This window comes from Streptomyces sp. NWU339 (assembly GCF_003143855.1).
Classification (GTDB): domain Bacteria; phylum Actinomycetota; class Actinomycetes; order Streptomycetales; family Streptomycetaceae; genus Streptomyces.
Genome location: NZ_QFRK01000022.1, coordinates 94,184 through 112,176, shown reverse-complemented (window position 1 = coordinate 112,176; position 17,993 = coordinate 94,184). Strand labels below are relative to the sequence as shown.

Genomic DNA, 17,993 nt, shown 5'->3' with positions numbered 1-17,993 from the left:
CATCGGCGCGGCCCGCTCAAGGACCCTGGCCTCCGTGATCCGCGCGGAACGCAACGACCACTTCCAAGGGCAGCCCTGGTCGAAGACCGTGAGCTGTTTCCGACCTGGCTGATGTCAGGCCGAGTCGGCGTGGGGGCCGGAGGTGGGAAGAGGTGAAGCTCCTGTCCGGCCGGGCCGTGGACCGGGTGATCCGGGAAGGGGGCAGACCGTGTCAGATGTCCGCTATACGGTTGACCCGGACGATCACCGGGAGAAGGAGCAGCCGTGAGGCCCACCCTGGCCGCCGCTCAGGTCCGCGGCAGTCTGACGCAGTACCTCACGACGACGTACGCCCTGTCCGACGCGGACACCCGGCTCGCCCTGGAGCGGTTCCTCGGGCATCCGGAGACGGGGATCTTCCGGGGGCCGTACCTGCGGATCAGGACGCCGTTCCACAAGGCCGGTGACGGGTGGCGGGACCATCTGGAGTGGCGTCCGGGGTTCCCGCCGTACCGGCACCAGGCGAAGGCGTGGGAGCGGCTGAGCACGCTGCGCGGGCCGGCCCGGCCGACGCTGATCACGACGGGGACCGGGTCCGGGAAGACCGAGTCGTTCCTGGTGCCGGTGCTCGACCACTGCCGGCGGGAGAAGGCGCGCGGCCGGCGCGGGGTCAAGGCCGTGCTGCTGTACCCGATGAACGCGCTCGCCACCGACCAGGCCGGCCGCATCGGCGAGTACCTGGCGGAGCCGGACCTCGCGCAGGTCACCGCGGGCCTCTACATCGGCGACCGGCCGGACACCGACTTCCGGCGGGTGCTGACCCGGCGCGAGGAGATGCGCCAGTCGCCGCCGGACGTGCTGATCACCAACTACAAGATGCTCGACCTGCTCCTCCAGCGCGGCGAGGACCGGCCGTTGTGGGAGGACGCGGAGATCGCGTACGTGGTGCTGGACGAGTTCCACACCTACGACGGCGCGCAGGGCACGGACGTGGCGATGCTGCTGCGGCGGCTCGCCGCGGCCACCGGGCGCAGCGCGCCGGGACGGCCCCTGGGGTCGATCTGTCCCGTGGCGACCTCGGCGACGCTGGGCGCGGGCGGCGGTGAGGCGCGCCGGGGCGGCGGCATCCTCGAGGTCGCCGAGCAGGTCTTCGGGATGCCGTTCGCGCCGGACTCCGTGATCGGCGAGGAGCGCATGTCGCCGGAGCAGTTCACCGGCGAGGTGGACTACGAGCTGCCCGACCCGCCGAACCCCCGGGAGGTCGTCGAGTGCTCCGGCGGCCCCGGGGTGGAGGCCCGGCCCGATCTACTGGACCTGGACGGGCTGGCCGAGAAGCTGCTGGGGCGGCGCGGGCTCGACCCGTTCCGGCTGGGCCGGCTGCTGCGGCGGCACCACTTCACGGGCGCCGCGCTGGCGCTGCTGAGCGGCGAGCCGCTCGGCGAGTGGGAACTACGGGGCCGGATGAGCGAGTTCGGGTACGCGTGGGCGCGGACCGCCCGGGAGAACCCGCGGCTGGTGCTCCAGGCGCTGGGGCGGTTCATCGCGCTGCTGTCGGCCGCCCGGGACCCCGAGTCGGACGAGAGGCGGCCCCGGCCGCTGCTGCACGTCGAGGCGCACCTGTGGGTGCGGCCGGTCACGCGGGTGCTGCGCGGGGTCGGGCCCCTCCCGGAGTTCCGCTGGTACGAGGACGACCGCACCGCCGCCCGCCGGGCCGCCCTGGCCGCGGCGCCCGGGGAGGACGACGCACGGTCCTCGGGGACCTGGCCGTCCGGTGACGCGCGCCGGGCGGAGGTTCCGCCGGGATCGGACACCACGGTGCGGCCGTCCTCCGTGCACCTGCCGGCCGTCTACTGCCGCCACTGCGGGCGGTCCGGGTGGGCCGCGCTGTCCCCGGAGGCCGACCCGCAGCGGCTCGTCATGGCGCAGGACAAGGTGTGGCGGGCCGGACTGGGCCGGGACAAGCGGCGCATCCGGTACTTCATCGCCGCCACGGCCGCCGAGCGGGACGAGGCGCTGGACGCGCTGACCGGCGCCCGGCCGGTGTCCGCGAGCGGTTTCGACCCGCTGTCCGTCGTGGTGCTCGACGGGGCGCAGGGCACCTACCGGCTGCCCACGGCGGCGGACCGCGACGAGCTCCAGGACGGCTGGTTCGCGCTGGCCGTCACCGACCGGAAGTCGGCGGACCGGGCGGCCCTCGACGACCGCTGCCCGGCCTGCACCACCGACAACGGCATCCGCTTCCTCGGCACCTCGCTGCCGGCGCTCGCCTCGGCCACGGTCACGCAGCTGTTCACCGGGGGCGACATCGCGCTCGTCCCGGAGGAACGCAAGACGCTGCTGTTCAACGACTCCACGCAGGACGCCGCGCACCGCGCGGGCTACGTCGCCAACGCCTCGTACAAGTTCTCGCTGCGGTCCCTGCTCGCGCACACCCTCGACGCCTCCCCCGAACCGCTGGCGCTCAACGACCTGATCGGCAACGTGCTCGACTCGGTCGACGACCCCGAGGCGCTGGCCGCGGTGGTGCCGCCCGACCTGCACGACGAGCCGGGCGTGGACCGGGTGCTGTCGGGGCGGGGCACGGGCGACGCCCCGACGTGGAAACTCATCGGTGAACGGCTCGCGTTCGCCACCGTCATGGAGTTCGGTCTGCGCTCGCGCCAGGGCCGCACCCTGGAACTCACGCGGACGGTCACGGCCGAGGTCGTCGTGCCGGACCCGGACCGTCTCACCGCGCTCGCCCGCGACCTGCACCTGTCCCTGCCCGGTCAGCTCGTCGCGACCGGTGGGCTGCCGACGCCGGAGCGGTACCTCGCCTTCGTGCGCGGCCTGCTGGAGCGGGTGCGCATGCGCGGCGGGGTGCGGCACCGGTGGCTGGAACCCTGGATGCGGGACGCCGGGGTCACCCGGTTCAAGATCTGGGGCGGCCGACCGGACGGCATGCCCGCCTTCCCCGACGGGGTGGCGGCACCCCGGTTCCTGCTGGACGCGCCCAAGGAGCGGTCCACGTTCGACACGGCCACCGGCCGGCTCGGCTGGTACCAGGACTGGACCCGGCGCTGCCTCGGCCTGGATGCGGCCGGGGCGAACGAGTACCTGCGGCGGCTGCTGCCCGCGCTGGCGGAGGAACACGTCCTCGCGGTGCGCACCGCGCAGGACCGCACCACCCGGGTCTACGGCCTGCAGCCGGGCCACATCGAGGTGCGGCTGCTCGACGACGCCCTGGTCAACAAGGCGTACGTCGGCTGCGCGGACTGCGGGTGGGAGCAGGTCGTGCCGCCCGAGCGGCGCACCCGCTGGTACGGGCACCCGTGCCCGCGCTACCGCTGCCGGGGCACGCTGCTGCCGCCGCAGACCGAGCCGTCCGTGAGCGTCACCGGCACCTCGGGCGGCTTCGGCGGCACCCGGGAACGCGACTACCGCAACGACTACTACCGGCGCCTGTACCTGACCGGCGGCACCTTCCGCGTGGTCACCGCCGAACACACGGGCATGCTGACCCGCCCGCAGCGCGAGCGGGTCGAGCGGACCTTCCGGCAGGGCACCCACTACACCGACCCCAACGTGCTGTCCTGCACGCCGACACTGGAACTCGGCATCGACATCGGCGACCTGTCGGCCGTACTGCTGGGCTCCCTGCCCAAGGGACCGGCCAACTACGTGCAGCGGGCGGGCCGGGCCGGGCGCCGCACCGGCAACGCCCTGGTGGTCGCCTTCGGCGGGCGGCGCGCCCGCGACCTGTACTACCTCGACGAGCCCGGCGAGATGATCGACGGGGACATCGTGCCGCCGGGCTGCTACCTGTCCGCGGTGGAGATCCTGCGCCGCCAGTACACGGCCCACCTGCTCGACCTGGCCGCCCGGGGAGCCCTCACCACGGCCGACGGGGAGCGGCTGCAGCCCGCGCCGCGCCTGGTGTCGGCGCTCTTCGGCACCACCGGCTGGTGCCAGGACCTCGCGGACGCCGCGCTCACCCACGGCGCGCGCCTGGCCGAGGAGTTCCTGTCGCTGTTCCCCCTCGGCCGGGCGGACGGCGCCGGGGTCTCCGAGCACGCCGCCGGAGAACTGCGCGCGTACGCGACCGGCGGGGTCGTACGGGCGTTGCAGGAGGCGGAGGAGGACTGGACGTCGCGGCGGGAGGAACTGCGCTGGCGGATCGCGGCCATCGACACGGCGCTGGACGGCCTGGTCCGCTCCGACCCCGAACAGGACCGGGAGTACCGGCAGTTGCTGGCCGAGCGGCGCGCCACCGGCGACCTGCTGCGCGAGCTGAGCCGGACCAGCGCGCACGGCGCCCTGGTCGACCTGGGGCTGCTGCCGAACTACAGCCTCGTCGACACGACGACGCGGCTGGAGGCGACGCTCTACTGGACGGAGAACCCCGGGGAACCCGGGGCCCCGGAGGGGGCGGAGGACGCGGAAGGGACGAGCTCCGGATCGGGCTCCGGGGCGGGCGGGAAGAAGACGTACCGCAGTGAGGTGCGGGACTACGAGCGTTCCCGCAGGCTCTCCCTGACCGAACTCGCGCCCGGCAACAGCTTCTACGTCAACGGCTACCGGCACGTCGTGCGCGCCCTGGACATCGGCGGCCCGGAGCGGCGCGCCTGGTCGGTGTGGCGGCTCTGCCCGGCCTGCGGCTACACCCGGACCGCGAACGCCCAGGCGGACACCTCGCCGTGCCCGCGCTGCGGCGGACGGGAGATCGCCGACGCCGGCTGCGTGCAGTACGTACTGGAGCCCAAGCGGGTCCTGGCCCGCGACAAGCGGGACGACGCCCGGGTCCGGGACGACAAGGACGAGCGGGACCGCCGCCGCTACGCGATGCTCACCACCGTCGACGTCGACCCGGCGCATCTGGCGCCCGGTTCCTGGCGGCACGAGACGGCCGTCTTCGGCGTCGACTTCACCCGGCGCGCGGTCGTGCGGACGCTGAACCTGGGCCTGGACCGGCAGGACGGCAGCAGTACGGTGCCGGTCGCCGGTGAGGAGGTCCGCCTCAACCCCTTCTACGTGTGCACCGGTTGCGGGGGCGCGACGGCGGACGGGCGTCCCGTCGTCGACCAGCCGCGCGACGCGCTCACCGATTCGCTGGCCGTCGCCGCGGGCGGGCGGGCCGGCGCCCACCACATGCTGTGGTGCCCGCGCCGCAAGGCGCGCCATGAGGGTGAGGAGCGGGCGGCCGGTCAGGACGTACCGCTGCTGCTGGCCCACGAGCTGACCACCGAGGCCGTGCGCATCCTGCTCCCGGCGTCCGTCGCCCGCGCCAAGGAACGCCTCGCGTCCTTCACCGCCGCCCTGTTCGTCGGCATAGCCGCCCGGTACGGCGGCGACCCCGACCACATCGACATCGCCTCCGCCTCCATGCCCGACCACGGCGACGCCGACTGGCCCCGGCGCTTCCTCGTCGTCTACGACCGGCTGCCCGGCGGCACCGGCTACCTGCACCGGCTGGCGTCGGCGGACGGCTTCCGCGAGGTGCTGCTGGAGGCGCGCAGGGTCATCGAGGGCTGCCCCTGCCGGGAGAAGGGCCAGGACGGCTGCCACCGCTGCCTGCTGCGCCGCGTACCGGCGGGCGACTACGACCGGGTGAGCCGCAACGAGGTCCGGCAGATGCTCGACGAACTGCTCGGCGAGGGCGGCGAGAGCTGGAGGACCTCACCGGTCGCCGCCACGCACCACATCCCGCTGGAGCGCCAGGCCGAGAGCGACCTGGAGGTCATGTTCATCGACACGCTCAAGGAGTGGGCCGCCCAGCCCGACGCGCGGGCCAGCGCCGACGCCTACACCACCACGGCGGGCACCTACTCGCTGGACCTGCGGCTGACCGGCGCGGACGGCACCACCCTGAGCTGGCGGGTCTCGCAGCAGAGGGTGCTGGACGGCACCCGTCCCGACGTCCTCTTCGAACGCCTCGACGCCCCCGGCCCGCGCCTGGCGCTGTACCTGGACGGCTTCGAGTTCCACGCCGGCGCCCGGCACAACCGGCTGGCCGACGACGCCGCCAAGCGGACCCGGCTGCGCGCCGAGGGGCTGCGCGTCTTCCAGCTGACGTACCACGACGTCAAGGAGTGGCGCACCCGGGTGCGGGACACCGGCCACCGTGCCGCCGGGCCGGTGGACCCGGTGTGGCTGCCCTACGGCGAGCAGGCCCGGCGCCAGGCCCGCGACTACTACGCCAAGGTGCGCGGCGGTCTGCCGGGCGAGCTGGCGGAGCACGTGTGGGTCAATCCGGCCGACCTGCTGCTCTCCTACCTCCGCCGCCCGGACGCCGAGTTGTGGCTGGCCCGCGCCGAAGCCGTCGTGGCCGGCCTGACCGGGACGCGGCCGCACGCGGCGGCGGTGGCCGAGGACGTGGTGGGCGTCCGGCTCGCGGCGGCGCTGCGCGGCACGCCCCCGCGGGGCGCGGGCGGACCGGTGCGCGTCCTCGCCGCGGTCGACGGTTCCGGGTGCCCGGTCGTGGCGGCGGCGGACGGCCGGCACAAGCCGCCCGCCTGGACCGCCGCCACCGTCCTCGACGACTCCGCGGCGGCCGTCGCGGACACCGGGACCCACCGGACGCGCTGGCGGGGCTGGCTGTACTGGAGCAACGTGCTCCAGTTCCTGGAGCAGGGGGGCGGCGACAGCGTCCAGCTGACCACCGGCATGCTGGACGCCTTCTCCGTCGACACCCTCGCGGTCACGGGCGGCGGCGGCTGGCTGGCCTCGACCCGCGTCGACCTCGGTGCCCTCGGCGGCCGGGAGACGGCCGTACCGGCGGATCTCGTGGATCCCAGGGATCGCGTGGATCCCAGGGAGAGTGCGACGGCGGTCGCGGCGACCGTCCACGACACGGCGGTGGCCGTCGCGGACAGCCGGCCGTCGCCGCACGGCGGCTGGGAGTCGGTGCTCGAACTGCTGGACCCGGACGAGCCGGGGCTGCAGCTCCTGGCCGTCGCGCTGACCAGCATGGGCGCCCCCGTCCCCGTCGACGGCTACGAACTCGACGACCACGGCTGGATGGCCGAACTGGCCTGGCCCGCGCGGAAGGTCGGCGTCGTCCGCACCCCCGCCCCCGTGGACCGCGAACCGGACCACGAGGCCGCGGACCGGGACGCGGCCTTCGCGGCGGCCGGCTGGGAGGTCCGCCCCGCGAGCGACTGGACGGCCGCCGAGCTGGCCGAGCGGCTCAAGTCGTAGGAACGGACCGCACGGAACGCGAAGCATGCACGGAACAGACGGAACGCACGGAACGCACGGAACGATCCAGGGGGAGCCCCACCGATGAACACCGCGAGTGTGACCCTGCGTCTGCTCGACAAGGCCGACAAGGAAGTCCTCCGGCTCCCCCGCACGGTCAAGGGCGCCCTCTACGACTTCCAGCACAAGTTCAAGCAGAACCCGCACGCCACCGGCCTCCAGCTGAAGCAGTTGAAGCAGCAGGCCAAGGGGGACAGCAGGCTGTGGTCGGCCCGGATCAACGACGAGTACCGCGCGCTGCTGCTGCGGCTCGCCGACCACGACTGGCTGATCGTCTCGGTCAAGCACCGCAAGGAGGTCTACGAGAACCTCGACCGGCTCGCCTACGGCGTCAACCAGATCACCGGCGGCATCGAGTACGTCGACCTCCAGGTCGTCGAGGAGAGCGTCCTCAGGCGGACCGCGCCCGAACGGCCGGCGCCGGTCCCCGAGGCCCGGCCCGCGCGGCCCGAGCAGCCCGCGCCGCTGTTCGCCCGCTTCTCGGACGAGCAGCTGACCGGTCTCGGTGTGGCCGAACCGCTGGTGCCGGTGGTCCGCACGCTCACCACCGAGGAACAACTGCTCGGACTCGTCGAGTACGCGCCCCAGCTCACCGGCGAGATCCTGCTCTCCCTCTTCGACGGCAAGTCCTACGAGGACGTGCTGGAAGAGGTGACGGCTCCGGTCGCCGCGCCGGAACCGGTCGACACCGACGACTTCCGGGCCGCCGCCGAGCGCCCGGCGACGATGGTCACGACCACGGACGACGCGCTGCGCGAGGCCCTGGAGGGCGAGGACTTCGGCCGCTGGAAGGTGTTCCTGCACCCCACGCAGTCCCGGCTGGTGGAGCGGGACCACTCCGGCCCCGCCCGGGTGGGCGGCGGTCCCGGAACGGGCAAGACCATCGTCGCCCTGCACCGGGTCAGGCACCTGGTCGAACAGCTGCCCCCGGGTCACAGCAAGCCCGTCCTGCTGACCACGTACAACAAGAATCTGGCCGCCGACCTCCGCGCGCGCCTGCTGGAACTCGGCGGTGAGCGACTGGTGTCCCGCGTGGACATCAGTCACGTCGACCAACTGGCCCTGCGCGTGGTCCGCGAGGCCGAGCCGGGCAGCACGAAGCAGACGATCGACGACAACCAGGCGCTGCGCGAGTGGCGCGCCATGTTGGACGAGCTCGACGAGACCGAGTGGGACGCCGACTTCCTGCACGACGAGTGGACCCAGGTGATCCTCGGCCAGGCCGTCGCCTCCCGGACCGACTACTTCCGTGCCCGCCGGGCGGGCCGGGGACGTAGCATCACCCGGCCGGAACGCGCCGAGCTCTGGCAGCTGGCCGAGAAGTTCACCCAGCGCCTGGACCGTCTCGGCCGCCAGACCTGGGCCCAGGTCGCCGAGCGGGCCGCACGCCTGGAGATGGAGCGGGAGCGGCGCATCCAGGCCGTCGAACAGCAGCGGGCCGCCGCCGGCGGCCTGGACAACATCCACCTCCAGGACGGTTCGGCGGGGTGGCTGCGCCACCGCTACCGGCACATCGTCGTGGACGAGGCCCAGGACCTGCGCCCGGGCCACTGGAAGATGCTGCGCGCCATGGTCGCCCGCGACCGCAACGACATGTTCCTCGTCGGCGACACCCACCAGCGCATCTACGGCAACCAGGTGACGCTCGGCAGCCTCGGCGTCAACATCCGCGGCCGCTCCGCCCGGCTCACCCTCAGCTACCGCACCACCCGGCAGATCCTCGGTTCGGCGCTCGGGCTGCTGAGCGGGGAGTCGTTCGACGACCTCGACGGCAGCGAGGAGACCCTTGCCGGATACCGGTCGGTGCTCAGCGGCACCCGCCCGCTGCTGCGTGCGTGCGCCGACTGGGAGGCCGAGCGGGAGGCCGTCGCCGAGTTGGTCACGCAGTGGAGCGACATCCCGTCGGAACAGATCGCGATCTGCGTCCCGACGAACGACATGGCGCGGGAGGTCGCCGTGGCCCTCCGGCAGGCGGGCGTCCACGCGGTGGAGATCGGCCCGGACGGACCACGCGGCGACGAAGGCGTGCACATCGGCACGATGTTCCGCTTCAAGGGCCTGGAGTACCAGCGCATGATCATCGCCGGCGCGGCGGAAGGCCTCGTACCGCGCGCGGACGTGATCCGCATGCGGCACACCGACGCGCTCCGCCACCGCCGCGAGCTCCAGCGGGCCCGCTCCCTGCTCTTCGTCGCGGCCACCCGCTCCCGCGACGCCCTGGCCGTCTTCTGGCACGGCACGCCCAGCAGGTTCCTCGCACCGCTGCTCGGCGGCTGACACCGCCGGCACTCAGCCGGCGCTCAGCCGGAGCGCTGCCGGGCCGCCTCCACGGCCCGGTCGAACAGTGTCTCCGCAGCCGTGACCGCGTGGACGAGATCGTCCGGGCTCGCCGTCAGCGACTCCAACAGGGCGTCGGCTTGGGTCAGTCCCGCCCGGTGGATCAGACCCTTCTCGTTGGTGACCCACTCCCCGCGCGCCGCCGTCACCGCGTGCGCGGTCTGGGTCGCGGCGACGGCGATGCTCCCGGCGACCTGAGTGAGGGCGCCCTTGGGGGTGTGGCCGGCCTTGGCGTAGGCGAGGGTGGCGGTGGCCGTGCCGTACCAGCGGGGCGGGGCGCTCTCGCGCAGGGCCCGCGGGTAGGCGGCGGGGCGGGGGAGGTCGCCGCGCAGCACCTTGTTGATCGCGAGCTCCGCGACGAGCAGGTACGTCGGGATGCCGGCGAGGTGGAACATCAGCGGCTCAACGCGGAAACGGCCCTGCTCCGCGTCCGACAGTTCGTTCTCGACGACGTCGAGGTCGCGGTAGTGGACGTCGACGCGGCGCCCGTCGATGGTCAGCCAGGCGCCGCCGTTGAAGACGCCGCCGCCCCAGCCGCCGATCTCGGAGACCTCGCCCTCCCAGCCGATCGCGCGCAGGTCGTCCGGGTCGAAGGCTCCCCGGTAGTAGACCGCCAAGTCCCAGTCGCTGTCCGGCCGTTCGGTGCCCTGGGCGCGTGATCCGCCGAGGGTGACGGCCCGGACGCCGGGGAGGGCGGCGAGCCGGTCGGCGGTCGTGTCGAGGAAAGCCCGGTCGGACGGAGAGGGCGACACGGTGGCGGCTCCTGGCGGTCGACGGGGCGACGGACGGCACGGGGGTGACCCGCGGGAAGGGTACGGGGACGGCTGCGCGGGGTCGAACGGTATGCGACGCGGCGCCGTGTCGCGGCGTGCGTGCGGGCCGACGCGTCCGGCCGAACGCGAGCCGGGGCACGCGGTCGTGACGCCGCGTCGCATCCACACGCGTGGTGCGTTCACATCCGACCACTCCGCCCTCTTGTCATGCTCGATGCAACATAGTCATCATAAGTCGCCGTCACTTTCCGCACCCGTCTCCTCACCCACAGGTGATGGGGCGCTTCGGACGGCACAACGCTCCGCGAAAGCCCTTGTCTTTCCCGGGTGGGCGAACCCCACCCCCCGATCAAGGAGACCCGTGGCACCCTCTCGAAGATCTCCACGCCGAGTCGCTCTGGCTTCCCTGGCAGCCCTGGTGTTACTGCCCTGGGGTGCCGGAGTCGCGGCGGCCGCCGAGCCGAGCGCGCCCCCGGCACAAGAGCTGCTGAGCGCCAAGGCCGAGCAGAAACTGCTCAAGCAGTTGGACGAGAAGGACAAGACGGCCTTCTGGGTCGTCATGAAGAAGGAAGCCGACCTTTCCGTCGCCGAGCGCGCCGAGGGCAAGACGGCCAAGGCCAAGGCCGTGCTCACGGCCAAGAAGAAGGTCGCGCAGGACACCCAGTCAGGTGTCCTCAAGGCGGCCAGGGCGGCCGGATCGGACGCCGTCTCGTTCTGGATCGACAACTCCGTCAAGGTCGTCGGCGACATCGAACTCGCCACGAAAATAGCCGAGTTGCCCGAGGTGCAGGCGATCGAGGCCGATCAAACGATCAAGCTCGACACACCGGTCAAGGGCAGCAGTGAGCCGACCGTCGACGGCGTCGAGTGGGGTGTCGACCGGATCAACGCCCCGCAGGTGTGGAGCACGTACGGCGTCCGCGGTGAGGGCGTCGTCATCGCCAACATCGACAGCGGCGTCCAGTACGACCACCCGGCGCTCAAGAACCAGTACCGGGGCCGCAACGCCGACGGCTCCTTCTCCCACGACCACAACTGGTTCGACCCGGCGGACGTCTGCGCGGGCGACAGCCCGTGCGACAACAACGGCCACGGCACCCACACCATGGGCACCATGGTCGGTGACGACGGCGACGCCAACCAGATCGGTGTCGCACCCGGCGCCACCTGGATCGCCGCCAAGGGCTGCGAGAGCAGCAGCTGCTCCCGCGATTCCCTGCTCGCCTCCGGACAGTGGGTGGTCGCGCCGACCGACGCGAACGGCGCCGACCCCCGGCCCGACCTGGCCCCGGACATCGTGAACAACTCCTGGGGCTCGAGCGTCCAGGACCCCTGGTACCAGGATGTGGTGAACTCCTGGCGGACCGCGGGCATCTTCCCCGCCTTCTCCAACGGCAACAGCGGCCCCGGCTGCAACACGGCGGGCTCCCCCGGCTCCTACATCAGCAGCTACGCGAGCGGCGCGTTCGACAGCAACAACGCCATCGCGAGCTTCTCCTCGCGCGGAACGGGCGAGAACGGCACCGTCAAGCCGAACCTGGCCGCGCCCGGCGTCAACGTCCGCTCCGCCTACATGGGCGGCGGCTACAGCGCGCTGAGCGGTACGTCGATGGCGTCCCCGCACACCGCCGGGGCTGTCGCCCTGGTCTGGTCCGCGTCGGCCTCCCTGCACGGCGACGTCGCGGCCACCGAGGCGCTCCTCGACGGCACCGCGATCGACGTGTCCGCCCTGACCTGCGGCGGTACCGCGGACGACAACAACGTCTTCGGTGAGGGCCGGCTCGACGCCTACGCCGCGGTGAGCGACGCCCCGCGCGGCGCGACCGGTTCCCTGACGGGCACCGTCACCGCCGGCGGCAACGCCGTCGCGGGCGCCCAGGTCGTCGCCGACGGACCGATCGACCGCACGGTCGTCACCGACGCCGAGGGCGACTACACCTTCCCCGCCCTGTCGGTGGGCGACTACGACCTGACGGTCAAGAAGTTCGGCCACACCGACGCGACCGGCACGGCCGCCGTCGGCGACGGCCGGAACACGGTGCGGGACTTCACCCTCACCGCCGCTCCGTCCGCCAAGGTGTCCGGCACCGTCACCTCCTCGGCGGGCCCCGCGGGCGGCGCCGAGCTGTCCTTCGCCGGCACGCCGGTGACCGCCACCGCGGACGCCCGGGGCCGCTACGAGGCGACCCTGCCGCACGGCACGTACACGCTGAACGCCACGCACGACTCGCGCTGTGTGGCGCCGGGGAGCACCCAGGTGTCGGTGTCCGGTGACACGGTCGCCGACGTGCGCCTGCCCGACCGCCTCGACGCCTTCGGCACGGCGTGCGCCTCCGGAGCCGAGTCCTGGGTGTCGGGCACCGACAAGCTGAACGTGACCGGCGACTCCGGCAACGTCAAGATCGACCTGCCGTTCCCGGTCCCGTTCTACGGCAGGACCTACCAGTCGGCCTGGGTCAGCACCAACGGGTACCTGAACTTCCTCGCGGCCAACTCCAGCAACTCCAACAGCGCGCTGCCCGGCACGGCGGCCCCGAACGCGGCTCTCTACCCGTTCTGGGACGACCTGCTGGTCCGCGCCGACGCCGGCGGCGTCTACACCGCGGTCCGGGGCGAGTACCCGAACCGGTCGCTGGTCGTCGAGTGGCGGGACATCGTGAACTGGTACGACCAGGGTGTCCCGTTCTCCTTCTCCGCCGAGATCGGCGAGGACGGCTCCGTCACCTACCGGTACAAGGACATCGCCGACACCCCCGGCGGCTACTCCACCGGCAGGAGCGCCACCGTCGGCGTCGAGAACGCCACCGGTACGGACGCCCTGCAGTACTCCTTCAACACCGAGGCGATCTCCGACGGCCTCAGCGTCGCCTTCCGCACGACGAAGTCCGGTGTCGTGCTCGGCACGGTCACGGACGGCAACGACGACAAACCGGTGTCCGGCGTCGAGGTGACCACGGGCTCGACGAACACCACGACGGACTCCAACGGCAGGTACGCGCTGCAGCTGGGCACCGGCGAGCACACGCTGGCGTTCTCGGCCACGGGGTACGCCGGCGAGGAGAAGACCGTCACCGTGGAGCCGGGCCGCGCCGCCGACGCGAGTGCCTCCCTGGCCACCGGACGGGTCGCGCTCGACCAGAAGCAGATCACGGTCGTCGCCCCCGCCGACCAGACGCGGGAACGGTCGGTGACCCTGTCCAACACCGGTTCCGCGACCCCGTACACGATCGTCGAAGCCGTCGACGGCGCGGTGCGGGACGTACCGTGGCTCACGGTCTCGCCCGCCCGGGGCGACCTGGCGAAGGGCGCCGCGCAGACGGCGAAGCTCGGCTTCGACACCACGGGCCACAAGCCCGGTGACGTGCTCTCGGCGGACCTGCTGGTGCGTTCCGACAGCGGGCGCACCCCGGAGATCAAGGTTCCGGTGCAGTTGGTCGTCCCCGGCTACCAGCAGGCGCTCGACAGCGGCGCCGGCTCCTCGTCGACGGACGCCCGCGGCGACGGTTGGCAGCCGGACCGGGCGCACGTCAAGGGGTCCTTCGGATACCTCGGCACCACGAAGACGACGTCCACCAAGAAGGGGATCAACGGCACCCAGGACCCCCAGCGGTTCACGACGGCCCGTGAGGGCATGCACGAGTACCGCTTCGACAACGTTCCGAACGGCGTCTACACCGTGGAGCTGGACTTCGCGGAGCTGTCGTCGACGAAGCCGACCGCCCGGGTCTTCGACGTGATCGCGGAGGGCAAGGAGGTCGAGCCGAGTCTGGACATCGCCCTGGAGACCGGCACCTACACGGCTCTGCAGCGCACCTACACGGTGACGGTCATCGACGGAGTGCTGAACGTCCGCTTCGTCGCGAACTCGGGCAAGACACTGGTGAACGCCGTCCGCGTCACCGAACGTCCCGACCTTTCGTGAGCCGTCCACGGCACTGAGCACCACGGCCCGTCCCGCGCCCGCCGCGGGACGGGCCCCGTTCCCGCTCCTCTTCTCGTCTTCCCGGACTCCGCTCACGCCTGTACCGGACCCCGGGGTCCGGTACAGGCGTGAGCGGAGCGAAATACGGATGCGGCGGCGCGTCATGTACCCCCATGCTCGGTGGTTGTCCGCCCCGTCCCCTTCGAAGACCGGAGCCCCTGTGATCCAGCGCGTCACCGTCCCGAGTCTCTTCCCGCCCCCCGCCTACGCCCACGCCTCCGTCGTCGAGGCGGGCACCAGACTGGCGTTCCTCGCCGGGTCCGTTCCGCTCGACGCCGACGGGAAGCTCGTCGGGGAGGGCGATCCGGTGCGGCAGGCCGAGCGGGTGGTGGCCAACCTCGAGGAGCAACTGCGCGCGGTGGGCAGCGACTTGCGGCATGTCGTGGTGACGGACGTGTACGTCGTGAGCAGTGAGCCCGCGGTGCTCTCCGCCGTGTGGAACGTGGTGGAGGCGTCCGGGCTGAGCACCGGGCCCCACTCGTCGACCCTGATCGGTGTGGCCTGCCTCGGCTATCCCGGGCAGCTCGTCGAGATCACCGCGACGGCCGTCGTCCCGGACGCGACGGCGGCGGTCTCCTGATGGCCGACGAGCGGGCCGTGGTGCTGCGCCGAGCCGTTTCGCCCGACGACGCCGAGGCCGCGGCCGGCGTCTGGCTGCGGTCCTTCGCCGCCGCGCTGCCGAGCGTGGTCCGGCCGCGGACCGACGACGAGGTGTACGGCTACTTCCGCCACGTCCTCGTGCCGCTGCGCGAGACATGGGTGGCGGAGGCGGAAGCGGAGGGTGGTGGTGGCGTCGTCGGGGTGATGGTGCTGGAGGGCGAGGAGCTGGCGCAGTTGTACCTCGCCCCCGAGTGGCGGGGGCTCGGGCTCGGTGACCGGTTCGTCGCGCTGGCCAAGGAGCGCGGCCCCGCGGGGCTTTCCCTGTGGACCTTCCAGGTCAACGCGCCCGCGCACCGCTTCTACGAGCGGCACGGCTTCGAGGCCGTGGAGTGGACGGACGGCGGCGGGAACGAGGAGCGGGAGCCGGACGTGCGGTACGTGTGGCGGCCGTAGGGCGGATCGTCAGCCGTGGGGGCGCGCGTACCGGTCGGTCGCCGCCACCAGTGCGTCGTTCCCGGTCGCCCCGGCGTCGTGCCCGGCCTCGTCCACGATCACCAGCTCGCTGTCCGGCCAGGCGTGGTGGAGGCGCCAGACGGTGCCGAGGAGGTTGCCGAAGTCGAGGCTGCCCTGGACCAGGGTGCCGGGAATGCCCTTCAGCAGGTGCGCGTCGCGGAGGACCACGCCCTCGTCGTTGCCCTCGCCCAGGAAGTGGTCGTGGCCCCAGTAGTGGGTGACGGTGCGGGCGAAGCCCCTGCGGAACTGCGGGTCCTCGAACCGCGCGACCGAGCCGGGCGGGGCGGGGATCGTCGCCGTCTCCCAGTCGGTCCAGGCCCGCGCGGCCCGTTCCCTCACCTCCGGGTCGGGGGACTCCAGCAGCCTGCTGTACGCGGCGGCCGGGTTGCCGTCTCGCTCGTCGGCGGGCAGTTCGGCGAGGAAGCGGGCGAAGGCCTCCGGGAAGATCTTTCCCAGTCCTCGGGTCAGCAGGGCCACTTCGGGATCGGAACCGGTGGCCACTGCCGTCAGCACCAGCTCGGACACCACCCCGGGGTGCGTCTGCGCGTACCGCAGTCCCAGCACCGACCCCCATGACGCGCCCCACACCAGCCACCGCTCGATGCCCAGGTGGGTGCGCAGCCGCTCCAGGTCGGCCATGAGGTGTGCGGTCGTGTTGACGCTCATGTCGGTGGCGTGGTCGGCGGCGTGCGGGGTCGAACGTCCGGCGCCGCGCTGGTCGAGCAGCACGATGCGGTACGCGGCCGGGTCGAAGTAGCGCCGGAGGGTGGGGCTCGCGCCGCTTCCCGGCCCGCCGTGCAGCACCAGCGCGGGCTTGCCGTGCGGGTTGCCGCAGGTCTCCCAGTACACGCGGTTGCCGTCGCCGACGTCGAGCATGCCGTGGTCGTACGGTTCTGTCTCCGGATACAGGCCCATCGCCGCACCCTAGCGGGGCGTGCCGCGCGGGCTCATCTCATTTCCGTGTGGGCAGCCCCGCCGCCTCGGCTGCCGCGTGCAGCACCTCCCGGAGCATGTCGGGGGTGAGTCTGCCGGTGAAGGTGTTGCGCTGGCTCACGTGGAAGCAGCCGTACAGGTGCAGGTCGTCGCCGTCCGGGGCGGGAAGCGTGACGTGGGCGCCGTGGGCGAAGGCCGGGCGGGGGCGGGGCACGGTCCAGCCCGCCTCGGTGAGCGCGGGCAGCGCGGCCTGCCAGCCGAAGGCTCCGAGGACGAGCGCGGCCCGCAGCGTCGACCGCAGCAGCCGCAGTTCCCGGACCAGCCAGGGCCGGCAGGCGTCCCGTTCCCCGGGGGTCGGCTTGTTGGCGGGCGGGGCGCAGTGCACGGGTGCGGTGATGCGTACGCCGTACAGTTCCAGGCCGTCCCCGGCGTGCGTGGAGGTCGGCTGCGAGGCGAGTCCGACGTCGTACAGCGCCTCGTACAGCACGTCGCCGGAGCGGTCCCCGGTGAACATCCGGCCGGTGCGGTTGCCGCCGTGCGCGGCGGGCGCCAGCCCGACGATCAGCAGCCGGGCGTCCGGCGGCCCGAATCCCGGCACCGGCCGGCCCCAGTACGTCCAGTCGGCGAACGCGGCGCGCTTGGTACGGGCGACCTCCTCCCGCCAGTCCACCAGCCGCGGGCAGGCGCGACAGCCGGCGATGCGCCGGTCGAGGTCGAAAAGGCCCGGGAGGCCGTCGATGCCGGCCGGGCCGGAGAGGCCGCTGGGATCCATGGCTCCACGGTAGGACGGGCCGCCGCCCGCGGGTTCACGGCATCGGCTGGGTGGTGCCGCGCGCCGCCGCCGGCACGGTGGGCCGGTCGGGCTCGCGCAGCCACGGGAGAGTCCCCCGCGATCAGCATGGCCGCCGTCAGCAGCCAGGGCAGCGACCCGGGGCTCATGGCTCCCACGGCCACACCGGTGAGCGCGCCGACCGACTGCTGGGCGAGAGATTGGACGGACGGCGCGATGGCCCGGCCGGTGCCGGAAGCGCGCCGGTGGAGCAGGTCGTTCCCGTTCGGGCCCGCCACGCCGGACCCGAGGTGGACCGTCCGAAGCCGGACCTCGGCGAAATCCCTTCTCGCCCGGCCGTCCCGGACGGCTAAGGTCGGGACCATGGCTTCCGAGGACCCGAAGACCGCCGCCGCTGTGGCCGCTGCCGAGGCTGCCGGACCGCAGGCCGGCGAGACCGTTCGCACCGACAGCTGGATCTGGTCCGTGCGCCTGCTCAAGACGCGTTCCCTCGCCTCCACCGCCTGCCGGGGCGGCCATGTGCGGGTGAACGGCGAGCGGGTGAAGCCCGCGCACTCCCTGCGCGTCGGTGACGAGGTGCGGCTGCGGCACGAGGGCCGGGAGCGGGTCGTCGTCGTCAAGCGGCTGATCCGCAAGCGGGTGGGCGCCCCGGTGGCCGTCCAGTGCTATGTCGACAACTCCCCGCCGCCCCCGCCCCGCGACGCCGTCGCCCCCGCCGGTGTCCGGGACCGCGGCGCGGGCCGCCCGACCAAGCGCGACCGCCGCGAGCTGGAACGCCTGCGGGGCCTGGGGGGTCCCGGCGCCCCCGGCGGCACGGCGCCGCGTCCCTGAACTGACGGCGCCGGTCCGG

9 protein-coding genes are annotated in these 17,993 nt (G+C 73.2%); 6 read left to right on the top strand and 3 right to left on the bottom strand.

The window, feature by feature from the left end:
- The first annotated feature begins 264 nt into the window (after nt 1-264).
- On the top strand, nt 265-7,155 hold the full coding sequence (locus tag DIZ27_RS24545; RefSeq protein WP_109380625.1) for a DEAD/DEAH box helicase: 6,891 nt from the start codon (nt 265-267) through the stop codon (nt 7,153-7,155).
- Between the two features lie 84 nt (nt 7,156-7,239).
- On the top strand, nt 7,240-9,492 hold the full coding sequence (locus tag DIZ27_RS24540; RefSeq protein WP_109380624.1) for a UvrD-helicase domain-containing protein: 2,253 nt from the start codon (nt 7,240-7,242) through the stop codon (nt 9,490-9,492).
- Nucleotides 9,493-9,515: 23 nt separating this feature from the next.
- Here the strand turns inward: DIZ27_RS24540 and DIZ27_RS24535 are convergent, their stop codons facing one another.
- Nucleotides 9,516-10,304 carry a nucleotidyltransferase family protein gene (locus DIZ27_RS24535; RefSeq protein ID WP_109380623.1) on the bottom strand — a complete coding sequence of 263 codons (789 nt, stop codon included), beginning with the start codon at nt 10,302-10,304 and terminating at the stop codon, nt 9,516-9,518.
- Nucleotides 10,305-10,743: 439 nt separating this feature from the next.
- Between DIZ27_RS24535 and DIZ27_RS24530 the strand changes: the two genes are divergently transcribed.
- From DIZ27_RS24530 to DIZ27_RS24520, 3 genes are all read left to right on the top strand, one after another.
- Complete coding sequence (locus DIZ27_RS24530) at nt 10,744-14,247, top strand: S8 family serine peptidase (RefSeq protein ID WP_258308523.1); 3,504 nt, start codon at nt 10,744-10,746, stop codon at nt 14,245-14,247.
- 220 nt (nt 14,248-14,467) lie between these two features.
- The gene (locus tag DIZ27_RS24525) at nt 14,468-14,887 is read left to right on the top strand and encodes a RidA family protein (protein WP_109380621.1); all 420 of its coding nucleotides are present in this window, start codon (nt 14,468-14,470) and stop codon (nt 14,885-14,887) included.
- Nucleotides 14,887-15,360 (top strand): GNAT family N-acetyltransferase, encoded by a 474-nt coding sequence (locus DIZ27_RS24520; RefSeq protein ID WP_109380620.1) that lies wholly within the window; start codon nt 14,887-14,889, stop codon nt 15,358-15,360. The genes DIZ27_RS24525 and DIZ27_RS24520 overlap by 1 nt, the downstream gene beginning before the upstream one ends.
- A 9-nt stretch (nt 15,361-15,369) precedes the next feature.
- Here DIZ27_RS24520 and pip read toward each other — a convergent pair whose 3' ends face one another.
- Nucleotides 15,370-16,335 carry a prolyl aminopeptidase gene (pip, locus tag DIZ27_RS24515; protein ID WP_109380619.1) on the bottom strand — a complete coding sequence of 322 codons (966 nt, stop codon included), beginning with the start codon at nt 16,333-16,335 and terminating at the stop codon, nt 15,370-15,372.
- Between the two features lie 37 nt (nt 16,336-16,372).
- A complete protein-coding gene (locus tag DIZ27_RS24510; RefSeq protein ID WP_109380618.1) occupies nt 16,373-17,125 on the bottom strand; it encodes a uracil-DNA glycosylase in 753 nt (250 codons plus the stop codon).
- A 381-nt stretch (nt 17,126-17,506) separates the two neighbouring features.
- On the opposite strand from DIZ27_RS24510, the gene DIZ27_RS24505 reads away from it, so the two are divergent.
- Nucleotides 17,507-17,974, top strand: a complete 468-nt coding sequence (locus tag DIZ27_RS24505; protein WP_109380617.1) for an RNA-binding S4 domain-containing protein — start codon at nt 17,507-17,509, stop codon at nt 17,972-17,974.
- Nucleotides 17,975-17,993: the final 19 nt, after the last annotated feature.

Coding starts and splice junctions, on each gene's coding strand:
- DIZ27_RS24540 (WP_109380624.1), top strand. CDS start 7,240: ATGAACACCGCGAGTGTGACCCTGCGTCTGCTCGACAAGGCCGACAAG.
- DIZ27_RS24505 (WP_109380617.1), top strand. CDS start 17,507: ATGGCTTCCGAGGACCCGAAGACCGCCGCCGCTGTGGCCGCTGCCGAG.
- DIZ27_RS24520 (WP_109380620.1), top strand. CDS start 14,887: ATGGCCGACGAGCGGGCCGTGGTGCTGCGCCGAGCCGTTTCGCCCGAC.
- DIZ27_RS24510 (WP_109380618.1), bottom strand. CDS start 17,125: ATGGATCCCAGCGGCCTCTCCGGCCCGGCCGGCATCGACGGCCTCCCG.
- pip (WP_109380619.1), bottom strand. CDS start 16,335: ATGGGCCTGTATCCGGAGACAGAACCGTACGACCACGGCATGCTCGAC.